The organism is Stenotrophomonas sp. SMYL8 (assembly GCF_036320065.1).
Taxonomy (GTDB): Bacteria; Pseudomonadota; Gammaproteobacteria; order Xanthomonadales; family Xanthomonadaceae; genus Stenotrophomonas; species Stenotrophomonas maltophilia_A.
This window is the reverse complement of record NZ_JAWIRR010000026.1, coordinates 19,152-38,119: the sequence shown is the minus strand read 5'-3', so window position 1 is coordinate 38,119 and position 18,968 is coordinate 19,152. Positions and strand designations below refer to the sequence as shown.

The 18,968-nt window shown below is 67.7% G+C and carries 17 protein-coding genes and 1 tRNA gene; 8 read left to right on the top strand and 10 right to left on the bottom strand.

What is annotated here, in order from left to right; genetic code table 11:
* Positions 1-7: 7 nt before the first annotated feature.
* Positions 8-1,429 (top strand): basic amino acid/polyamine antiporter, encoded by a 1,422-nt coding sequence (locus V3B25_RS17465; RefSeq protein ID WP_329811067.1) that lies wholly within the window; start codon positions 8-10, stop codon positions 1,427-1,429.
* A 132-nt stretch (positions 1,430-1,561) separates the two neighbouring features.
* Here V3B25_RS17465 and V3B25_RS17460 read toward each other — a convergent pair.
* The 8 genes from V3B25_RS17460 to V3B25_RS17425 form a co-directional block, all read right to left on the bottom strand.
* Positions 1,562-1,638, bottom strand: a tRNA-Asn gene (locus tag V3B25_RS17460).
* A 22-nt stretch (positions 1,639-1,660) separates the two neighbouring features.
* Complete coding sequence (gene rlmH, locus V3B25_RS17455; protein ID WP_329811066.1) at positions 1,661-2,131, bottom strand: 23S rRNA (pseudouridine(1915)-N(3))-methyltransferase RlmH; 471 nt, start codon at positions 2,129-2,131, stop codon at positions 1,661-1,663.
* A 64-nt stretch (positions 2,132-2,195) separates the two neighbouring features.
* Positions 2,196-2,606: a ribosome silencing factor gene (rsfS, locus tag V3B25_RS17450; protein WP_005418109.1), complete on the bottom strand. Its 411-nt coding sequence runs from the start codon at positions 2,604-2,606 to the stop codon at positions 2,196-2,198.
* A 58-nt stretch (positions 2,607-2,664) separates the two neighbouring features.
* Positions 2,665-3,330: a nicotinate-nucleotide adenylyltransferase gene (gene nadD / locus V3B25_RS17445; RefSeq protein ID WP_197616009.1), complete on the bottom strand. Its 666-nt coding sequence runs from the start codon at positions 3,328-3,330 to the stop codon at positions 2,665-2,667.
* 3 nt (positions 3,331-3,333) lie between these two features.
* A complete protein-coding gene (gene holA / locus V3B25_RS17440; RefSeq protein WP_329811065.1) occupies positions 3,334-4,371 on the bottom strand; it encodes a DNA polymerase III subunit delta in 1,038 nt (345 codons plus the stop codon).
* Positions 4,372-4,380: 9 nt separating this feature from the next.
* Positions 4,381-4,965 (bottom strand): LPS assembly lipoprotein LptE, encoded by a 585-nt coding sequence (gene lptE, locus V3B25_RS17435; protein WP_032128984.1) that lies wholly within the window; start codon positions 4,963-4,965, stop codon positions 4,381-4,383.
* A 136-nt stretch (positions 4,966-5,101) separates the two neighbouring features.
* Positions 5,102-7,744, bottom strand: coding sequence for a leucine--tRNA ligase (leuS, locus tag V3B25_RS17430; protein ID WP_032128983.1), 2,643 nt, complete (start codon positions 7,742-7,744; stop codon positions 5,102-5,104).
* Between the two features lie 105 nt (positions 7,745-7,849).
* The gene (locus tag V3B25_RS17425; RefSeq protein WP_149909442.1) at positions 7,850-8,452 is read right to left on the bottom strand and encodes a DUF998 domain-containing protein; all 603 of its coding nucleotides are present in this window, start codon (positions 8,450-8,452) and stop codon (positions 7,850-7,852) included.
* Positions 8,453-8,577: 125 nt separating this feature from the next.
* Between V3B25_RS17425 and trxA the strand changes: the two genes are divergently transcribed.
* The 3 genes from trxA to V3B25_RS17410 all read left to right on the top strand — a co-directional run bounded on the left by trxA (position 8,578) and on the right by V3B25_RS17410 (position 12,862).
* A complete protein-coding gene (gene trxA / locus V3B25_RS17420; protein ID WP_049463215.1) occupies positions 8,578-9,435 on the top strand; it encodes a thioredoxin in 858 nt (285 codons plus the stop codon).
* Positions 9,436-9,542: 107 nt separating this feature from the next.
* Positions 9,543-11,243, top strand: coding sequence for a FecR domain-containing protein (locus V3B25_RS17415; protein ID WP_329811064.1), 1,701 nt, complete (start codon positions 9,543-9,545; stop codon positions 11,241-11,243).
* The gene (locus tag V3B25_RS17410) at positions 11,240-12,862 is read left to right on the top strand and encodes a CHASE2 domain-containing protein (RefSeq protein ID WP_329811063.1); all 1,623 of its coding nucleotides are present in this window, start codon (positions 11,240-11,242) and stop codon (positions 12,860-12,862) included. Before V3B25_RS17415 ends, V3B25_RS17410 begins: the two co-directional genes overlap by 4 nt.
* Before the next feature lie 52 nt (positions 12,863-12,914).
* Here the strand turns inward: V3B25_RS17410 and V3B25_RS17405 are convergent, their stop codons facing one another.
* On the bottom strand, positions 12,915-13,367 hold the full coding sequence (locus tag V3B25_RS17405; RefSeq protein WP_049421051.1) for a transposase: 453 nt from the start codon (positions 13,365-13,367) through the stop codon (positions 12,915-12,917).
* A 223-nt stretch (positions 13,368-13,590) separates the two neighbouring features.
* Here V3B25_RS17405 and V3B25_RS17400 point away from each other — a divergent pair, with 223 nt between their 5' ends.
* Complete coding sequence (locus V3B25_RS17400) at positions 13,591-14,043, top strand: DUF4442 domain-containing protein (protein ID WP_032128978.1); 453 nt, start codon at positions 13,591-13,593, stop codon at positions 14,041-14,043.
* Between the two features lie 7 nt (positions 14,044-14,050).
* On the opposite strand, the gene V3B25_RS17395 is transcribed toward V3B25_RS17400, so the two are convergent.
* Positions 14,051-15,367 (bottom strand): hypothetical protein, encoded by a 1,317-nt coding sequence (locus tag V3B25_RS17395; RefSeq protein ID WP_329811062.1) that lies wholly within the window; start codon positions 15,365-15,367, stop codon positions 14,051-14,053.
* Positions 15,368-15,443: 76 nt separating this feature from the next.
* On the opposite strand from V3B25_RS17395, the gene V3B25_RS17390 reads away from it, so the two are divergent.
* From V3B25_RS17390 to V3B25_RS17380, 3 genes are all read left to right on the top strand, one after another.
* Positions 15,444-16,139 carry a DUF502 domain-containing protein gene (locus V3B25_RS17390; protein ID WP_049421049.1) on the top strand — a complete coding sequence of 232 codons (696 nt, stop codon included), beginning with the start codon at positions 15,444-15,446 and terminating at the stop codon, positions 16,137-16,139.
* Positions 16,136-16,921, top strand: a complete 786-nt coding sequence (locus V3B25_RS17385; RefSeq protein ID WP_049437362.1) for a queuosine precursor transporter — start codon at positions 16,136-16,138, stop codon at positions 16,919-16,921. Before V3B25_RS17390 ends, V3B25_RS17385 begins: the two co-directional genes overlap by 4 nt.
* Before the next feature lie 94 nt (positions 16,922-17,015).
* Positions 17,016-18,956, top strand: coding sequence for a DUF885 family protein (locus tag V3B25_RS17380; RefSeq protein ID WP_049421047.1), 1,941 nt, complete (start codon positions 17,016-17,018; stop codon positions 18,954-18,956).
* Positions 18,957-18,968: the final 12 nt, after the last annotated feature.

Genomic DNA, 18,968 nt, shown 5'->3' with positions numbered 1-18,968 from the left:
GGATCGCATGGCCGCAACTTCGCAACGCCTGGGCCTGCCCGCGTTGACTGCACTGGTGGTCGGCTCGATGGTCGGCGCCGGCATCTTTTCATTGCCGCAGAACGTGGCGCGCAGCGCCGGGCCTGCCGCCGCGCTGATCGGCTGGGCCCTGAGCGGCGCGGGCATGCTGATGCTGGCCTTCGTGTTCCAGGCACTGGCCAACCGCCGGCCTGATCTCGATACCGGCATCTACGCATACGCACGCGAAGGCTTCGGCAACTACATCGGCTTCTCCGCTGCGTGGGGCTACTGGGTCGCCTCGGTGCTCGGCAACGCCAGCTTCTTCGTGCTGATCTTCAGTGGCCTGGGCCACTTCATGCCCGTGTTCGGCGAAGGCAATACCCCGGCCGCCGTGGCCGCATCGTCATTGCTGTTGTGGACCGTACACCTGTTGGTGCTGCGTGGCCTGCGCACTGCAGCCATCGTCAACGGCCTGGTGACCGTGGCCAAGCTGCTGCCGATCGCCCTGTTCCTGGTCCTGGCCGCCGGCGCGTTCCGCATGGACGTGTTCCGCGCCGATTTCCTCGGCGCGCCTGCACTCGGCGACCTCGGCCAGCAGCTACGCGGCATGATGCTGGTGACCGTGTGGGTGTTCATTGGCATCGAGGGCGCCAGCATCTACTCGCGGCGCGCCGCACGCCGTGCCGACGTGGGTCGCGCCACGGTGATCGGCTTCCTCGGCGTGTGGCTGCTGCTGGTGCTGGTCAGCCTGTTGTCGATGGGCGTGCTGTCGCAGGCGGAACTGGCCGGACTGCCTAATCCGTCGATGGCCTATGTGCTGCAAGCCATTGTCGGCGAATGGGGCGCGACGGTGATCATCATCGGTTCGATCATCTCCGTTCTCGGTGCATTGCTGGCCTGGGTGCTGCTGTGCGCCGAAGTGCTCTATGCCGCCGCGGGTGACGGCACCATGCCGGCCTTCCTGGGGCGTGAGAACGCGCGCGGCGTGCCGGCCAATGCACTGTGGTTGAGCAACGGGCTGATCCAGTTGTTCCTGCTGCTGGTGCTGGTCAATTCCGGCAGCTATACCGGGCTGGTGCTGCTGGCCGCGTCGATGAGCCTGGTGCCCTACTTCCTGTCCACCGCGTTCGGTGTGCAGCTGGCCTGGCGTGGGCAGGCCTATGCCGGTGAACCAGGCGTGCGCTGGCGCGATTTCGTGGTCGCACTGCTGGCCAGCGCCTATGCGCTGTGGCTGGTGTATGCCGGTGGCCTGGACAACCTGCTGCTGTCGGTGCTGCTGTACGTGCCCGGTGTGGTGCTGTTCGCGCTGACCAGGCGCCAACGCGGCGAACAGGTATTCACGCGTTGGGAGGGGGTGCTGTTCGCTGCGATCCTGATCGTGGCGATCGCCACGCTGGTGGCGTTCTGGCGAGGCAATCTCGCGCTGTAGACCCGAGCCCACGCTCGGCTGGTTCATCCGCAGCAGCCGAGCATGGCTCGGCTCCACAACAGCAGTCGCGCAACCTCGACGCTACAAAGACGCAAAAAAAAACCTGCATCTCGCGATGCAGGTTTTTCAAGGTGGCGCCCGAAGTTGGACTCGAACCAACGACCCCCTGATTAACAGTCAAGTGCTCTAACCGGCTGAGCTATTCGGGCAGACGACTAGTATAACCACTCTTCACGCGCGATGGTAGGGGTGATTGGCAATCATTGCGGCAGCCCGATACAGCTGCTCGGCCACCACCAGGCGCACCAGCATGTGCGGCAGCGTCAGCGGGCCGATCGACCACTTCTCATCGGCCAGCGCGGACACCTCCGGCGAATGCCCTTCCGGGCCACCGATCAGGAACGCCAGGTCCCTTCCCTGCCCGCGCCAGTGTTCCAGGCGCTGTGCCAGCTGTTCGGAACTCAGCTGTCGCCCTGGCACATCCAGCGCCACTACATAGGCATTCTTCGGCAGCGCAGCGATGACCCGCTTGCCTTCATCTTCGGTGGCGCGGCGCGGATCACGCCCCTTGCCACGCAGGCCGGGCTCGATTTCCACCAGCTCGAACGGCAGCCAGTGCGACAGCCGCTTCTGGTACTCGGCGAAGCCCTGCGCCACCCAGCTGGGGGCGCGTCCACCGGTGGCGATCAGGCGGGCTTTCATCAACGGTCCTCCAAAACGTCGACGGCGCCATCGGCGCCGTCGAAGGGATGCATCAACGCGTGGCTCAGGCCACTTCGTCGTCGCTGGACGGCGGCTGGTCGCCGACGGTCCACAGGCGCTCGAGAGCGTAGAACTCACGCACGCGCGGCAGCATCACATGGACGATCACGTCGCCCAGGTCGACCAGCACCCACTCGGCTTCGCGCTCGCCTTCCACGCCCAGCGGCATCACGTCGATGTTCTTGGCGAAGCGCACGACTTCGTCGGCAATCGACTTGACGTGGCGGGTCGAGGTGCCCGAAACGACGATCATGTAGTCGGCAACGCTGGACCGGCCGCGCACGTCGATCTCGACCAGGTCCTTGGCCTTCAGGTCTTCGGTGGCTTGGCGGACGCTGGCCAGCAGTTCCGGCACGGACGGCGGCGGGCTGGGCAGATCGACCTTGATGGTCTGGGGCTGGGTCTGGTTGCTCAAAGTGGATCGACTCGATAAACGTGGGGGCGATTATACGGGGATGGCGCCGCTGCGCCATTCACGGCCTGGCCGGGCGGTACAGCCCGTGTGCAGCCACATAGTCCGCCACGCCGGGTGGCAGCAGGGCGCGCCAGGGGCCGCCGGCGGCGATCTGCGAGCGCACGGCGCTGGCCGATTCCTCGCGCAGCGGGTGGTGCAGGCGCAGGATGCGCCCGGCCGGGCTGGCGAACAGGGCCTGCTCGGTGTCGGCCCAACGCCCTTCCAGCGCCCGGCCCAGCTCGCCATCCACCGCGGCCTGCAACGGACTACCCGGGCGCTCCGCCACCACGAAATGAGCCAGCCCGAACAACGCCTCCCATTCGTGCCAGCGGGACAGGCCAAGCAGGCTGTCGGCGCCGACCAGCCAGGCCAGCGGCCGGCTCGGCCCCAGCTCGCCGCGCAGCTCGCGCAGGGTGTCCACGGTGTAGGACGGCCGACCGGGGAAACGCGCCGCGCGTTCCAGCTCGCGCCGGTCCAGCAGCAGGCCCGGTTCGTCGCCGATGGCCAGCGACAGCATGGTGCAGCGCTGCTCGGCGGTGGCACCAGGCACCGCACGGTGTGGAGGATCGGCCGCCGGCAGCATGCGCACGGCAACCTGCAGTTCGTCACGGGCAGCCCGCGCGATCGCCAGGTGCCCGAGGTGCACCGGATCAAAGGTGCCCCCGTAGTAGATCCGCAGGCTCATTGCTCAGGCCCGCGCCAGCAGGCGCACGGCACGCGGTTCGGCCACAGCCACCAGCAGGCGCTCCAGCGCCAGCCAGGCATCGCCGTCGGCGCGCCCCTTGGCGATACGGTCGACCAGTCCCGCTTCAGCCACGAAGCGCTCCCAGCGCTTGCTTTCCGGATGCCGCTGCAGCGCGCGCTTGTACGGCGCCTGCCGCGATTCCCAGATGCCGCGCGATTTCATTTCGGCGGCCAGGTTGCCACCACGGGCCTGCACCCGGGCCAGGCCAGCACCGGCCAGCAGCTCGCGGATCACCATCGGCATCAACGCAGCCACCGCCTCACCCTCGCCTCGCAGGCCGGCCAGCATGCGCAGCACCGCCGGCGGTTGCCCGGAGAATGTCGCCTCCACCAGCCGGAACACGTCATAGCGGGCGGCGTCGGCCACCAGCGACTCCATGCGCTCCACATCCAGCGGCTGGCCATCGGCCAACAGCGCCAGCTTGTCGATTTCCTGGGCGGCAGCCAGCAGGTTGCCTTCCACCCGCTCGGCCAGGCGCTGCACGGCGGCCGGGTCCGCGCGCAGGCCCTTGCCACGCAGGCGGCGCTCGATCCAGTCCGGCAGTTCGTGCGGCTTGATCGCCCACGCCACCGACAGCACGCCGATGCGGTTGACCGCTTCGGCCCACTTGCCCTGGTGCGCCTTGCTCCATTCGTTGGCGGTGATCATCAACACCACGTCCGGCGCCGGATTGGCGCAGAACTGGCTGATCACCTCGGCACCGTCCTTGCCCGGCTTGCCGCTGGGCAGGCGCACCTCGACCAGGCGACGGGCGCTGAACAGGCTGGGGGCATTGAAACTGGCGTCGAGCTGGTTCCAGTCGAAATCACGCCCATCGGCGTCGAACACTTCACGTTCGCCAATGCCCGAGGCGCGCGCACGCGCGCGGATGGCGTCGGCCGCCTCCAGCACGCGCAGGGTTTCCGGGCCGGCGATCAGGTAGACCGGCGCCAGCACGGTATCAGCGCCCTGGCTGGCCAACTGCTCCGGACGCAGTTCCATGCGCGCGGCTCAGTGCTTGGCTGCGGGGACCGGCTCGGCCGGTACCGCGCCTTCGATCGGCTTGTCCTTCGGCGCCGACAGGCTGCCGCCCTTCTCGATCTCGGCACGCACCACGCTGTCGATGCGGCGGATGATCGAGGCGGACATTTCCCGGCGCAGTTCATTGGCCAGGATTTCACGTTCGGTGGTGGTACCGGTGGCGTCGGTCGGCGGCGACACGTAGTCGCGCGACAGCTCGATCACCTGCTGCGGCACCAGTTCGCTGCCGTCTTCGCGACGGAAGATGAAGATCACCGCGTAGCGCAGGCTGTATTCCTGCGCACGGCCCTGCGAGTCGATGGCGATCGGCAGGTCGCCCCAGCGCTCGGACAGTACCTGCAGCTGGGCGCTGGGCTCCTTGCTGTCCTCATCGGCCAGCCTGGCGCCGGAGGCCAGCAGGCTGCGGTTGAGCAGCTTGACCAGTTCGCTGTACGGCGCAGTGGAAACCACCTTCACCGGTGCCGTGTCGGTCGGCAGCATCAGCTTGTTGCGCAGATGGAAACCGCAGCCGGCAAGGCCGAGGACAAGAACGAGGGCAAGCAGGATTCGGGTCATGGAGACAGTCTGGCGGAGCCGGGCGATCACGGCAACACACAGCGTGCCCGAAGCCGCGTGAATGCAGGGCCATCAAACGCCGGGCCCTGCACCGGAATGGTACCGGCCACCACGCGGGTGGCCGGTACGGGGTACATCAGGCGGCGACGATGTTCACGATCTTGCCCGGCACGATGATGATCTTGCGCACCGTCAGGCCTTCCATGAACTTGGCCGCGTTGGGCTCGGCCAGGGCCAGCGCCTCGACCTGCTCGCGCGCGGCGTCGGCCGCCACGTCGATGGTGCCACGCAGCTTGCCGTTGACCTGCACGGCCAGGGTCAGCGCGTCGCGCACCAGCGCACCGGCATCGGCCTGCGGGAACGGCTGGTCTTCCAGCAGGGTCTCGCCATGGCCCAGCACCTGCCACAGGGCATGGCTGGCGTGCGGGGTGATCGGGTTGAGCAGCAGCACGATGGCCTGCAGCGCTTCCTGGCGCACCGCGCGCCCCTGCGCGCTGCCGTCCTCGAACTTGGCCAGCGCGTTCATCAGTTCCATCACCGCGGCAATGGCGGTGTTGAAGCTGTGGCGGCGGCCATAGTCGTCACCGACCTTGCCGATGGTCTCGTGGGTCTTGCGGCGCAGTGCCTTCTGGTTGGCATCCAGTGCTGCAACATCCAGCGCCGGAGCGGCACCATCGGCAGCATGCTTCTGCACCTGGGCCCACAGGCGGCGCAGGAAGCGGGCCATGCCATCCACACCGGCTTCGTTCCACTCCAGCGACTGTTCCGGCGGCGCGGCGAACATCGAGAACAGGCGCACGGTGTCGGCGCCGTACTTGTCGACCATCGCCTGCGGGTCCACGCCGTTGTTCTTCGACTTGGACATCTTCTCGGTGCCACCGACCACCACCGGCTGGCCGTCGGCGATCAGGGTCGCGCCGGTGATGCGGCCGCGCTCGTCGCGCTGCACTTCCACATCGGCCGGGTTGATCCAGTCCTTCGAGCCATCCGGGTTCGGGCGGTAGTAGGTCTCGGCAATCACCATGCCCTGGCACAGCAGGTTGCGCGCCGGTTCGTTGCTGTCCACCATCCGCGCGTCGCGCAGCAGCTTGTGGTAGAAGCGGAAATACATCAGGTGCAGGATCGCGTGCTCGATGCCACCGATGTACTGGTCCACCGGCAGCCAGTAGTTGCCGCGCTTGTCGACGGCATCACGGGCACCCGGCGAGGTGTAGCGGGCGTAGTACCAGCTCGACTCCATGAAGGTGTCGAAGGTGTCGGTCTCGCGCTCGGCCGCGCCACCGCAGTCCGGGCAGGTGGTCTTGCGCCATTCCGGATCGGTCTTGATCGGCGAACCGGTACCCGAGAATGCCACGTCCTCCGGCAGCACCACCGGCAGCTGTTCTTCCGGCACCGGCACCGCGCCGCACTTGGCGCAGTAGATCACCGGAATCGGGCAGCCCCAGTAGCGCTGGCGGCTCACGCCCCAGTCGCGCAGGCGGTAGTTGACGCGGCGCTGGCCCTGGGCCTTGCGCTCGAATCTTTCGGCCAGGGCTTCGAAGGCACCCTGGAAATCCAGGCCATCGAACTCGGCCGAGTTGACCAGCTCGAAGGCACGGCTCTTGTCGCTGTACCAGTCCTGCCAGCGGCTGCCATCCCAGGTGCGCTCTTCTTCGGTGCGCGCATCCTTCAGCGCGATCACCTGCTTGATCGGCAGGCCGTACTTGTTGGCCACTTCGTTGTCGCGCTGGTCATGACCCGGCACGGCCATCACCGCGCCGGTGCCGTAGCCCATCAGCACGAAGTTGGCGACCCACACCGGCACCGGCTCGCCGGTGACCGGATGCAGCGCACGCAGGCCGGTGTCCATGCCGCGCTTTTCCTGGGTTTCCAGTTCCGCCTCGGACACGCCACCCTGCTTCAGGTCGGCCAGCATCGCGGCCAGTTCCGGGTTGTTCTTCGCCGCATGCAGCGCCAGCGGATGTTCGGCGGCGATCGACACGAAGGTCACGCCCATCACGGTATCCGGACGGGTGGTGAACACGCGCAGCGGATCCAGCACGCCGCCGTCAACGTCACGTACATCGAACTGGATTTCCAGGCCCTCGGAGCGGCCGATCCAGTTGCGCTGCATGGTCTTGACCGAATCCGGCCAGCCGTCCAGCTCGTCCAGGCCGTCCAGCAGTTCCTGGGCGTAATCGGTGATGCGCAGGAACCACTGCGGGATCTCGCGCTTCTCGACCAGGGCGCCGGAGCGCCAGCCGCGGCCGTCAATCACCTGCTCGTTGGCCAGCACGGTCTGGTCGACCGGGTCCCAGTTCACCACCGCATTGCGGCGGTAGGCCAGGCCCTTGCGCATCAGGCGGGTGAACATGCGCTGCTCGTGGACGTAGTAGTCCGGGCGGCAGGTGGCGAACTCGCGCGACCAGTCAACGGCATAGCCCATGGCCTTGAACTGGCCACGCATGTGCTCGATGTTCTTGTAGGTCCAGGCCGCCGGTGCGGTCTTGTTCTTGATCGCGGCGTTTTCCGCCGGCAGGCCGAACGCGTCCCAGCCCATCGGCTGCAGCACGTTGTGGCCGGTCATGCGCTTGTAGCGGCTGATCACGTCGCCGATCGTGTAATTGCGCACGTGGCCCATGTGCAGCGCACCGGACGGGTACGGAAGCATCGACAGGCAGTAGTACTTCGGCTTGTCCGAAGTCTCGTCGACTTCGAAGGCACGGGTGGCGTCCCAGTACTGCTGGGCGGCGGATTCAACCTGCTGCGGGTCGTAGGCGTTGGTTTCAGCGCTGGTCATGGAACACGCGGATGCGGCGGCAAAGCGGTACAGCGTACCGCAGTGCGGCAAACGTCTCCAATCCCGCCCGCTGAAGGCCGGCTCCGCGAGCGCCCGAGGCCGGTCTCAGCGCGGCCGCGACAACGGCAGGGCCAGGGCCAGCCAGGCCGTCCAGCAGGCGAACGCAAGCCGTTGTGCCAGCGGCGCCGCCAACACGCCCTGCAGGGCAAACGCCGCCAGCGCGGCCAGTACGCCACAGGCGAGCGCCACTGCGCCCAGCGCGCGGCCATGCGCCTGGCGCAACTGCGACGTGCCCAGCAACAGGGTCCCGGCAACGAAACCCAGCACCCAGATCATCCAGGCGCTGGCATGCAGCTGGCTGGCCGGCCCGTGCAGGTCATCCACATCCAGCGGCAGCAGCCCCATCGCGGCGAACGCCAACCCGGCCAGCAGCAGCATCTGGCTGCCCACCCTGGGCGCCCAGCCGGCGGTTGCCGACAGCCCACGGCGCAGGCACTCGGCCACAACCACCGCCAGCAGGCCCGGCAGCACCAAGCCCAGCAGATTGAAGGCCAGCGCATGCGGCACCCCCTGTGCTCCCAGCAGCGCCACCGGGTGGCGAGCCTGTGCGTAGCCATCCAGGCCGGCGCCGAAACCGAGCACCGCCAGCACGAACAGCAGTGCGGCGACCAGACCGGACAGGCGCAGCAACGGGGACAGGGACGACATGCAGGCTCCGGAAAGGACGGCGACAGGAAGGCGGCATTGTCAGGCATTTACTACAACCCGGGTTGAGACCGGCATCGATCGTCACCATAGAATCAGTCTCCAGACGCCAAACGATGCTTCCCCCCATGACCGAGACGACCTACGTATTCGACGCCACCACTGCGACCTTCGAGGCCGAAGTCCTGCAGAAGTCGCTGCAGACGCCGGTGCTGGTCGACTTCTGGGCCACATGGTGCGGGCCGTGCAAGACCCTCGGGCCGATGCTGGAAAAGCTGGCTGCCGAGTACAACGGCGCCTTCGAACTGGCCAAGGTCGACGTCGACAAGGAACAGCAGATCGCCGCCGCCTTCCAGATCCGCTCGGTGCCGACCGTGTTCCTGGTCAAGGGCGGCCAGCTGGTGGACGGCTTCCCGGGGGCCATCCCGGAAGGCCAGCTGCGTGAATTCCTGGCCCAGCACGGCATCGTGCCGGCCGACATCGGCGACGCCGTCGCCGAAGACGAAGCGCCGCTGGACCCGCAGGCGCAGGTGGACGTGCTGCGCGCGCAGATCGCCGCCGAGCCGGACAAGGACGAGCTGAAGCTCGACCTGGCGCTGGCCCTGCTGCAGATCGGTGGCGTGGATGAAGCCGGTCTGCTGATCGATGGCCTACCCGCCAACCTGGCCACCGACGACCGTGCCGTGCGTGCACGCGCCCGGCTGGCCTTCGCCTCGGCCCTGAAGGACGCCCCGGCCGCCGAAGTGCTGGACGCGCGCATCGCCGCCGATGGCAAGGACCTCAAGGCACGCCACCTGCGTGGCGTACAGCTGCTGCTCGGTGGCCACGACGAAGCCGCGCTGGCCCAGTTCCTGGAAATGCTGCGGATCGACCGCACGTTCGAGGACGGACTGCCGCGCAAGGCCCTGATCGACGCCTTCAATGTGATCTCCGACGAGGACCTGGTCGGCCAGTACCGCCGCCGGATGGCCTCCCTGCTGTTCTGAACGGGAACCCACTTCGTTCAGAATCCCTGCACTGAACGCGGGCAATAATGCGCGGGATGGCGGCCGTACGGTCGCCACGATCCGTTCGGGGGGATGAGGTCGGGGCCATGGGGTCTTGCAGCTGCGCCCCCGCATTGCCGGGATTGCAAACTGTGACCTTCGTCCGCTCGCTGTCGTTCGCCATGCGCTTCCAGGGCGCGCTGCTCTGCGCTCTTCTCTTCCTGCCGGCCATGGCCGCCGCCCAGGACTGGAACTACCGGGTCCGTCCCGGCGATACCCTGTGGGATCTGGGAGGCCTGTACCTCAAGCCCTCGGTGCGCTGGCAGCAGCTGCAACAGCACAACCGAATCGACAACCCCTACCAGCTGCCACCGGGGCAGCTGCTGCGCTTCCCGATCAGCTGGCTGCGCATCGAACCGGCACCTGCCCGCGTGCTGTCGGTGCGCGGCAAGGTCGAACTGTCAGGCGCCGATGGCAGTGCCTCGCGCGCGATACTCGCCGGGGAACAACTTCGCATCGGTGACACCGTGCAGACCGAAGGCGACTCCAGCGTCACGCTTGAATTCGCTGACGCCTCGCGCCTGCAGCTGCGCGAGTACTCCCGGCTGCGCCTGGACCAGCTCAGCCGCTACGGCCACACCGGCATGGTCGATACCCGCCTGCGCCTGCAGCAGGGCCGCGCCAGCAATCGGGTGACACCTGCCCGTGGCCCGGCCTCGCGCTACATCATCGATGCACCTACGGCGACCAGCAGCGTGCGCGGCACCGTCTTCCGGGTCAGCGCCGGTGACACCGGCCAGGTGGCTGCCACCGAAGTACTGCAGGGCAAGGTGCAGGTCGGCAACACCCACGGCAAGCGCCTGGTCCAGCCTGGACAGGCCAGCCGCAGCAGCAGCGCCGATGCCGCACCGGACGCTGTCTCCGCCCTTCTTCCAGCGCCGCAGCTGCGTAGCGACGAGGTGCGCCTGGCGCCCCTGCCGACCCTGCTTACCTGGGACCCCGTCGACGGCGCCGCGCGCTACCGCGTGGAAGTGGTACAGGCAGCGACGCCGGAAATCCTGCTGTTTGCCGCCACCACCGCCGACACCCGGCTGGCGATCGGTGACCTGCCCCCGGGCCAGCTGCGCATCCTGTTGCGCGCGGTGGATGCACAGGGCGTGGAAGGCCTCGACGCCAGCGCCGATTTCGAACTCAGCGACCAGCCCCCGCCGCCGCTCACCGTGGCCCCCCTGCATGGGCAGACCGTCAACAGCGACCGCCCGCGCTTCCGTTGGAGCCAGGCGCCGGGCGCGCGCAGCAGCGTGCTGCAGATCGCTGCCGAGCCGAGCTTCGTGCAGCCACTGCAGGAACAGAGCACCCCAGGTACCGACCTGCGCCTGGCGCAGCCGCTGCCGCCCGGCGAGTACTTCTGGCGGGTGGCGTCGCGCGACGGCAACGGCCATCAGGGCCGCTACGGCCAGGCCCTGCCCCTGCAACTGAGCAATGAACCGGTGGACCCTGCCCTGCAGCCGCCTGAGGCCGCGCATGGCGAACTGACCCTGCGCTGGCAGGCCGGCAGCGAAGGCCAGCAGTACCGGGTGCAGGTGGACCGTCGTGGCGACTTCAGGGCGCCCCTGGTCGACCAGACCGTGAGCGAGCCGCAGGTCAGCTTCAAGCGGCCGTGGAGCGGCACCCTGCATGTGCGTGTGCAGTACATCGACGACGATGGTCATGCGGGTGAGTACTCACCGGCCCAGCAGATCAAGCTGCCCTGCCGCCTGTGCTACGGCGCCGGTGGTGGCGCCCTGCTGCTGTTGCTGTTGTTATGAGGCGCTCGCCGCTGCCGTGGCCGAAGCGGATCCTGCTGGCACTGCTGGCCGGGGTGCTGACGGTGATCGCCAGCCAGGGCCAGTGGCTGTGGCGACAGGACGAAGCGGCCTACGACGCCATGGTCGGCAACTGGGACTATCGCCCCGACCCCAGCGTGCTGATCGTGGCCATCGACGAGGGCAGCCTGCAGCGCATCGGCCAATGGCCCTGGCCCCGCTCGATCCATGCCCGCCTGCTCGACCGGCTGACCGATGCCGGTGCCGAGCGCGTCGCACTGGACCTGATGCTGTCCGAACCTGATCGTCGCGACAGCCGCCAGGACGATGAACTGGCCGCCGCGATACGCCGCAACGGCCGGGTAGTGCTGCCGGTACTCGCGGCACCGGCCGCCGGCGACCGCATGGCCGAGGAAATGCTGCCGATTCCGCAGATCGCGGCCAGTGCCGCAGCGATCGGCCACACCGATGTGGAAGTGGATGGCGATGGTGTCGCGCGCGGCGTGTACCTGCGTGCCGGCATCGGCCAGGCCCACTGGCCAGCACTGGGCCTGGCGCTGGCCGACCTGCCGGCGGGCGCGGTGCACGGCCTGCCCGACCCCGCCCCGGAGATCGGTTCGCCCTATCAATGGCGGCGCAACGACTACGTGCGGGTGCGTTATGCCGGACCGCCCGAACGCCTGCCGCAGGTGTCCTATGCCGATGTGCTGGATGGTCACGTGGACATGGCGATGCTGCACGGCCGCCGCATCGTGGTGGGCATGACCGCCAGCGGCATCGCACCGCGGCTGCTGACCCCGACCACCCGCGAGTTCTGGATGAGCGGCAGTGAGTACCAGGCCAACATCGCTTCGATGCTGCTGCAGCACAAGCAGATCGACCTGCTGCCCCGCCTCGGGCAGCACGCCATCAGCGGCGTACTGGTGGCACTGTGCGTGATCCTGCTCGGCCTGCGCCTGCCATGGCTCGCGGCGCTGTGCTCGCTGCCGCTTCCACCGCTGCTGAGCTGGTTGCTGTTGCGCGCCGGTGACCTATGGTGGGCACCGGCCAGCGCCATGCTGGGCATCCTGCTGGTGCTGCTGGCCTGGGCGACCTGGCGCATCTCGGCCTGGCACCGCCTGGCCAACCGCGATGCGCTGACCGGACTCGGCAATCGCCTGCGTTTCGAGCAGTCGCTGCAACAGGAATGCGATGCCGCGCGACGCAGTGGCAAGTCCTTGAGCCTCGCACTGATCGACGTTGACCACTTCAAGCGCCACAACGACCGCCACGGCCATCAGGTCGGCGACCGCGTGCTGCGCGATGTTGCACGCCTGATCGGTGCGCATGCGCGACGCCCACGCGACATGGCCGCGCGCTACGGTGGCGACGAGTTCGCACTGGTGCTGCCCGATACCCCGGCCGAGGGCGCGCGCCAAGTCATCGAGGACCTGATCGCCTGCGTGCGTGCACTGCCGGCGCCCGGTGACGGCAGCGAAGCAGGCGTCACCCTCACCATCGGCGTGTTCACCCGCGTACCCGACGGCACGCTGCAACCACACCATTTCGTCGAAGGCGCCGACACCGCGTTGTACCAGGCCAAGGCCAACGGCCGCGACGGGTATGTCATCGACGGCGCATGAAGCAGGACATGCACACCACCTGTAGAGTCGAGCTTGCTCGACTGCCTCCGCCTCATTCCAGCGGCCAGCGACACCACGCAAGCGGATAGTCTCCCAGCCGCGATGTCAGGCCCGCGCGCACGGGGTTGGCCAGTACATACAGTGACTGTTGCCGAACATCCTCCTCATTCCGGATCAGATGATCGTAGTAGCCCCGCTGCCACACCGGCAGTTCTTCATCGGAGTGCGCATTGACTGCAATGGCCACTCTGGACTTCAGTGACTGCATGCATCGTCCCAGGGTTCCTTGACGCAGCTGCATGACCCAGTGCAGATGATCGGGCATTGCCACCCAGGCAAATGATCGCGTGAGTCCACGGCGGTCGCTGTCACGAAGGCCGTCCATCAGGGTCGCCGCGTGTCGCGTATCTGCAAAGATGCGTCGACGACCCGCAGTGACAGTGGTGACTACGTAGAAGCATCCGATTGCGGAAAATCGACCGCGCAACAAGGCAGGGCTGGGCATGTAAACAGCATGGACCGGGGACCGAGCCGTACCCATCGGGAAAACCCTGAAATAGCTATCGGATGGCGTCGAGCGTATTCGCTGCTGCCCTTGAAAGCAGTCGAGCAAGCTCGACTCTACAATTCGCCGGACCACGCCCGAATTATGCGGACGCTCGCCCGGGGTGCAACATACGCATGCGAATGGTTAGACTGGGCGCCTCGCCCTGCGCCCCCGGACCCGCATGAACGCCCGTCTGTTCCGCTTCGGTATCAATCTCTGGCCGCCGTTCCTGTTCACCGGCATCCACGTCACCCGGGTCTCGCCGGACTACCGGCAGATCGACGTCGAACTGCGCATGCGGCCCTGGAACCGCAACTACGTCGGCACGCATTTCGGCGGCAGCCTGTTTGCGATGACCGATCCGTTCTGGATGCTTGGCCTGCTGCACATCCTCGGCCGCGACTACTACGTGTGGGACCGTGCCGGTGCCATCGATTTCCTCAAGCCCGGCAGAGGCACCGTACGTACGTCGTTCCGCATCGATGACGCACTGCTGGACGAACTGCGCGCCGAAGCCGCCGCTGGTGACAAAGTGCTGAGATGGTTCAGCAATGATGTCGTCGATGAAAGCGGCGAGGTGGTCGCCCAGGTGCGCAAGCAGGTCTACCTGCGGTTGAAGCCACACGCACGCTGAGCGCGCATCAGTCGCGTCCCGCAGCAGTCGAAGCCGATTCCTTCTGCAACGGCACCGACAGCCACGGGTTCTCTTCAGCGCTGCGCGCTGGAGAGCGACGCGGCACCTGCAGGTGGCGGCCGTCGGCCGACAGCTGCGGCGCCCGCACCGGCGAGCGGAACTGCACCGGCAGCCGCTGCAGTGCGTCCACCGGATCATCCGTCTGCTGCCGCAGCCAACGCTGCGCCCCCAGCAGCCGCACCATCGCCGCGGCATCCTGTGGCCGTGACGAATAGGCAGGATAGATCGGCGCGGCGATATCGGTCAGCACGCAGCCCATGACGTTCGACAGGCAGCCGAAGTCATGCTGCGGTGGCGCCGGCACTGGCAACGGGCGATCCGCTTCCAGCGCCGATGTGGCTGCCGCGCCACAGGCCCAGCCAAGATTGCCGGCCGCGCGGGCCAGGGTGCTGCTGCGATCCAGCACCAGCACGCCGCCGAACTCCCGCGCCGATCTCTCGATCGCCGCCCGGCTCATCGCGTACTCACCCTGCATGGCACGACACAGGCTCTGTTCCTCGGCCCGCAGCGGCTGCATGGCCTGTTCGCACTCCGTCGGCAAGGGGTGGTCGGCCGGCAGTTCGACCAGCATGTCGGCCAGCAGCTGGGCATTGGCCTGCACCAGGCTGGCACCGATGATGCTCTCGACCAGATAGCTGCCGCCGGGCACCAGCCGCCGGCCCAGCTGCAGGCCACGGCAGGCGCCTCGCAGGGCACCGTCGATATCGCCCTGCACATAGGCCAGCGCGCGCGCACTGGTGGCGTCCATCACCAGGCCATAGGTCGGCAACGGAACCAGAATGCCCTCGCCCTTCGGCGGGAACGGCGACATGAAGTAGTCCGCTTCGGCCAGCTGATCCAGCCGCGCATGCAACTGCTGGTGGCCGGCGTGGGCCTCCACGAAGCGTTGCGGGTCCGCGCGGACCTGGGCGAGGCAGCCGCTGGCGGCCGGCCCGCAACTGGCACCGGGCCGCGAGCGCAGCTCGGCATGGTTGGCCACCAGGTGTGTCTGGGCGCCGCTGCTGCCCCGCAGGTCGGCCTCCCAACGGCGCACGTCCTCGGCCAGCGCCTGCTCGCGCTGGCGGGCATCCAGATCGTCGAACGGCAGCGTCCACAACAGGGCATAACCGTTGTGGCCGGTCGCCGGCAGGCGTGCTTCCAGTCGCTGCTGCGCCTGCAGCCGCGATTCGGGCACCGGCCACATGCGCGAGGCGCACCACACCACCATGGCCAGCAGCAACAGGCCTGCCAGAATCCAGCCCAGTCCGCGCAGAATCTTCAACACAGCTTCCCTTCCATGTGCCGTTACCGCAGTCGTTTCCCCAGCGTAATCGACCGGCCGCGACCGCTACAATGCGCCCATGTCGCTCGAAGCCCCCGCCCTGGTCCCCCGCCCCTCCCTGCAGCGCCTGTTCCTGACCGGCCTGCTCACCCTGCTGCCGATCTGGCTGACCTGGGTCGTGGTCAAGTTCGTGTTCGTGCTGCTGTCGGGGATTTCCAGCCCGTTGGTGGTGCCGCTCTCCGAGCAGATCGCGACCAGCTTCCCGCATTACCTCGGCTGGGTCCGTGCCGAGTGGATCCAGAACACCATCGCCCTGCTGGCCACCCTGCTGGTGATCCTGGCGGTAGGCGTCGCCAGCCGCCGCGTGCTGGGCCAGCGCCTGCTGCGCTGGGTCGGCGCGGTCATCAAGCGCATTCCGCTGGCCAGCATCATCTACGACAGCGCCAAGAAACTGCTGGACATGCTGCAGACCGAGCCGGGCAGCACCCAGCGCGTGGTGCTGATCGACTTCCCGCACCGCGACATGAAATCGGTCGGGCTGGTCACCCGCGTGATCAAGGAACACGGCACCGACCGTGAGCTGGCCGCGGTGTATGTGCCAACCACGCCGAACCCGACCTCGGGCTACCTGGAAATCGTACCGGTGGAACTGCTGACGCCGACCGACTGGACCGTCGACCAGGCCATGAGCTTCATCATTTCCGGCGGTGCCGTGGCGCCGTCCAGCGTGCCGTTCACCCGTGCCGGCGATCGCACCGGCGAACGCAGCGAATGACCCCGGCGCCGATCGAGCGCCCGCTGCAGGACCGCGCGGTCCTGCTGTTCATCGTGTTGGCTGCGTTCTTCTGCGGCAATGCGGTGCTGGCCGAGCTGATCGGGGTGAAGATCTTCGCGCTGGAAGACACCCTGGGCATCGCTCCGCTGAACTGGAACCTGTTCGGCCAGACCGGCTCGCTCAGCTTCACCGCCGGCACCCTGTTGTGGCCGGTGGTGTTCATCATGACCGACACCATCAACGAGTTCTTCGGCAAGCGCGGCGTGCGCTTCATCTCGTGGCTGGCGGTGGTGCTGATCGGCTACGGCTTCCTGTTCGCCTTCGCGGCCATTTCGCTGGCGCCGGCCAGCTGGTGGGTCACGTCGATGGATGGCCACGGCGTGCCCGACTACCAGGCGGCATTCGCAGCGGTGTTCGGCCAGGGCATGTGGACCATCGCCGGCTCGCTGGTGGCCTTCCTGCTCGGCCAGCTGATCGACGTGGCGGTGTTCCATCGCATCCGCCAGGCCACCGGCGAGCGCCACGTGTGGCTGCGTGCGACCGGGTCCACCGCGATCTCGCAGGTGGTGGACAGCTTCGTGGTGATCTGGATCGCCTTCGTGCTCGGACCGCAGCACTGGCCGACCTCGCTGTTCCTGGCCGTCAGCAGCGTCAACTACATCTACAAGATGGGCTTTGCGATCGCCCTGATTCCGTTGCTGTACCTGATGCGGCGTGCCATCACCCGCTATCTGGGTGCCGAGCGAGCCGCATCGTTGCGCGCCGCCGCTGCGGCTGACTGAAGCCCCAGCAGCAAAAAGCTGACTGCGCCTTCACGCTGGCCGTACGCGGCCGGATCGTGCAAGCTCCACGGTCTGTGTTCCACGGAAGCTCCTGATGCCGCATCCCACCCGCGCCCTGGCCGCCGCCATCGCCGCGTTGTTCCTGTTCAGCGCCGTGCCGTCGGCCGAAGCAGCGAAAAAGAAGGCCAGCCGCCCTGCCGCCGCGCAGACCCGCCAGGCCGCCAAGCCCAAGGCCCGGCCTGCCCGCGCTACCGCGCCGGCCCGTGGCAGTTCGGCGCGCCGCGCCACGCCGCGTCCGGTCGCACCGGCCCGCGCCGTACCCAAGCAGGTGCAGCTGGAGCGCCTGTATGACGAATACTGGGATGCCTCGATGCGGTTGAATCCGCTGCAGGCAACCTTCCAGGGCGAGGCCCGCTACAACGACCAGCTGCCCAACATCCTGTCCGCCGCGTGGCGCCAGCAATCGCACGACTTCACCACCGAGTGGCTGGGCAAGGTCGAGAAACTCGGCAGCGACGGCCTGCAGGGCCAGGACCTGCTCAGCTACGAGATCTTCGTGCGCGACGCGCGCGCTTCGCTGGCCGCCGAGCGCTACCCGAGCTGGATGATGCCGATCAGCCAGTACTACAACGTCGGCAGCATCATGGCGATCCTCGGCGCAGGTGCCGGCGCACAGCCGTTCAACACCGTACAGGACTACGACACCTGGTCGCGCCGTTCGCTGGGCATTCCCGAGCTGTTTGACCAGGCCATCGACAACATGCGCCAGGGCATGAAGGCCGGCGTGGTGCAGCCACGCGACCTGATGGAAAAGGTACTGCCGCAGCTGGATGCAGTGATCAAGCCGACTGCTGAAGAGAGCATCTTCTGGTCGCCGATCCGCACCATGCCCAACACCATCGCGGCCGAGGACAAGGCCCGCATCAGCGCCGAATACAAGCGCATGATCGAACTGCGCATCATGCCGGCCTATCGTGCCCTGCGCGGTTTCATCGCCACCGAATACCTGCCCGCCTCGCGCACCAGCAGCGGCCTGGGCGCACTGCCCGATGGCCAGGCCTGGTACGCCAACCTGATCGTGCAGACCACGGCCAGCGACCAGACCGCCGCGCAGCTGCACGCGCTGGGCGAACAGCGCGTGCAGGAACTGCAGGCGCAGATCGCCACGGTGATGAAGGACGCCAAGCTGCGCGGCACGCCGGCCAAGCTGCTGCGCAGCATGCGTAACGACCGCCAGTTCCAGTACGGCGACGCCAATGCGTTGATCAACCGCTATCGCCAGGTGCAGCAGCAGGTCAACGCACGCCTGCCGCAGGTGCTCGATACCCTGCCCAAGTCCACGCTGGACGTGCGCGCGGTGGAACCGGAGCGTGCACTGACCGCCGCAGCAGCGGCCTACCAGCCGTCTGCGGCCGGGCAACCGGGCGTGCTGTACGTGAACACCCGCGACCTGGCCAGCCGCAAGCGCTGGAACGTGCCGGTGCAGTACCTGCATGAAGCGATCCCCGGCCACCACGTGCAACTGGGCCTGCAGCAGGAGCTGGCCAAGCTGCCGCGCTTCCGCCGCCTGGGTGGCGATCTCGCCTTCGTCGAAGGCTGGGGCCTGTATGCCGAAACACTGGGTGAGAACCTGGGCATCTATACCGATCCCTACGACCGCATCGGCTACCTGTATTCGCGCCTGCTGCGCGCTGCCCGCGTGGTGGCCGACACCGGCGTGAACGCCCAGGGCTGGAGCAAGCAGCAGGCCGTGGCATACCTGCAGAAGACCGTGGACATGAGCAGCGATGACGCCAACGCCGAAGTCGAGCGGATCATGGCCCAGCCCGGCCAGGCGCTGTCCAACGTGGCCGGCCTGACCACCATTGTCGCCCTGCGCGACAAGGCCAAGGCACGCCAGGGTGCCGCCTTCGACCTGCGCCGCTTCCACGCCGAACTGCTGAAGGATGGCTCGATGCCGCTGGACGTGCTGGACCGCAAGATGGAGCGCTGGATGGCGCAGCCGGCCAGCGCCACACCCGCGCCTTCACCCTGACCCCTCCGGAGC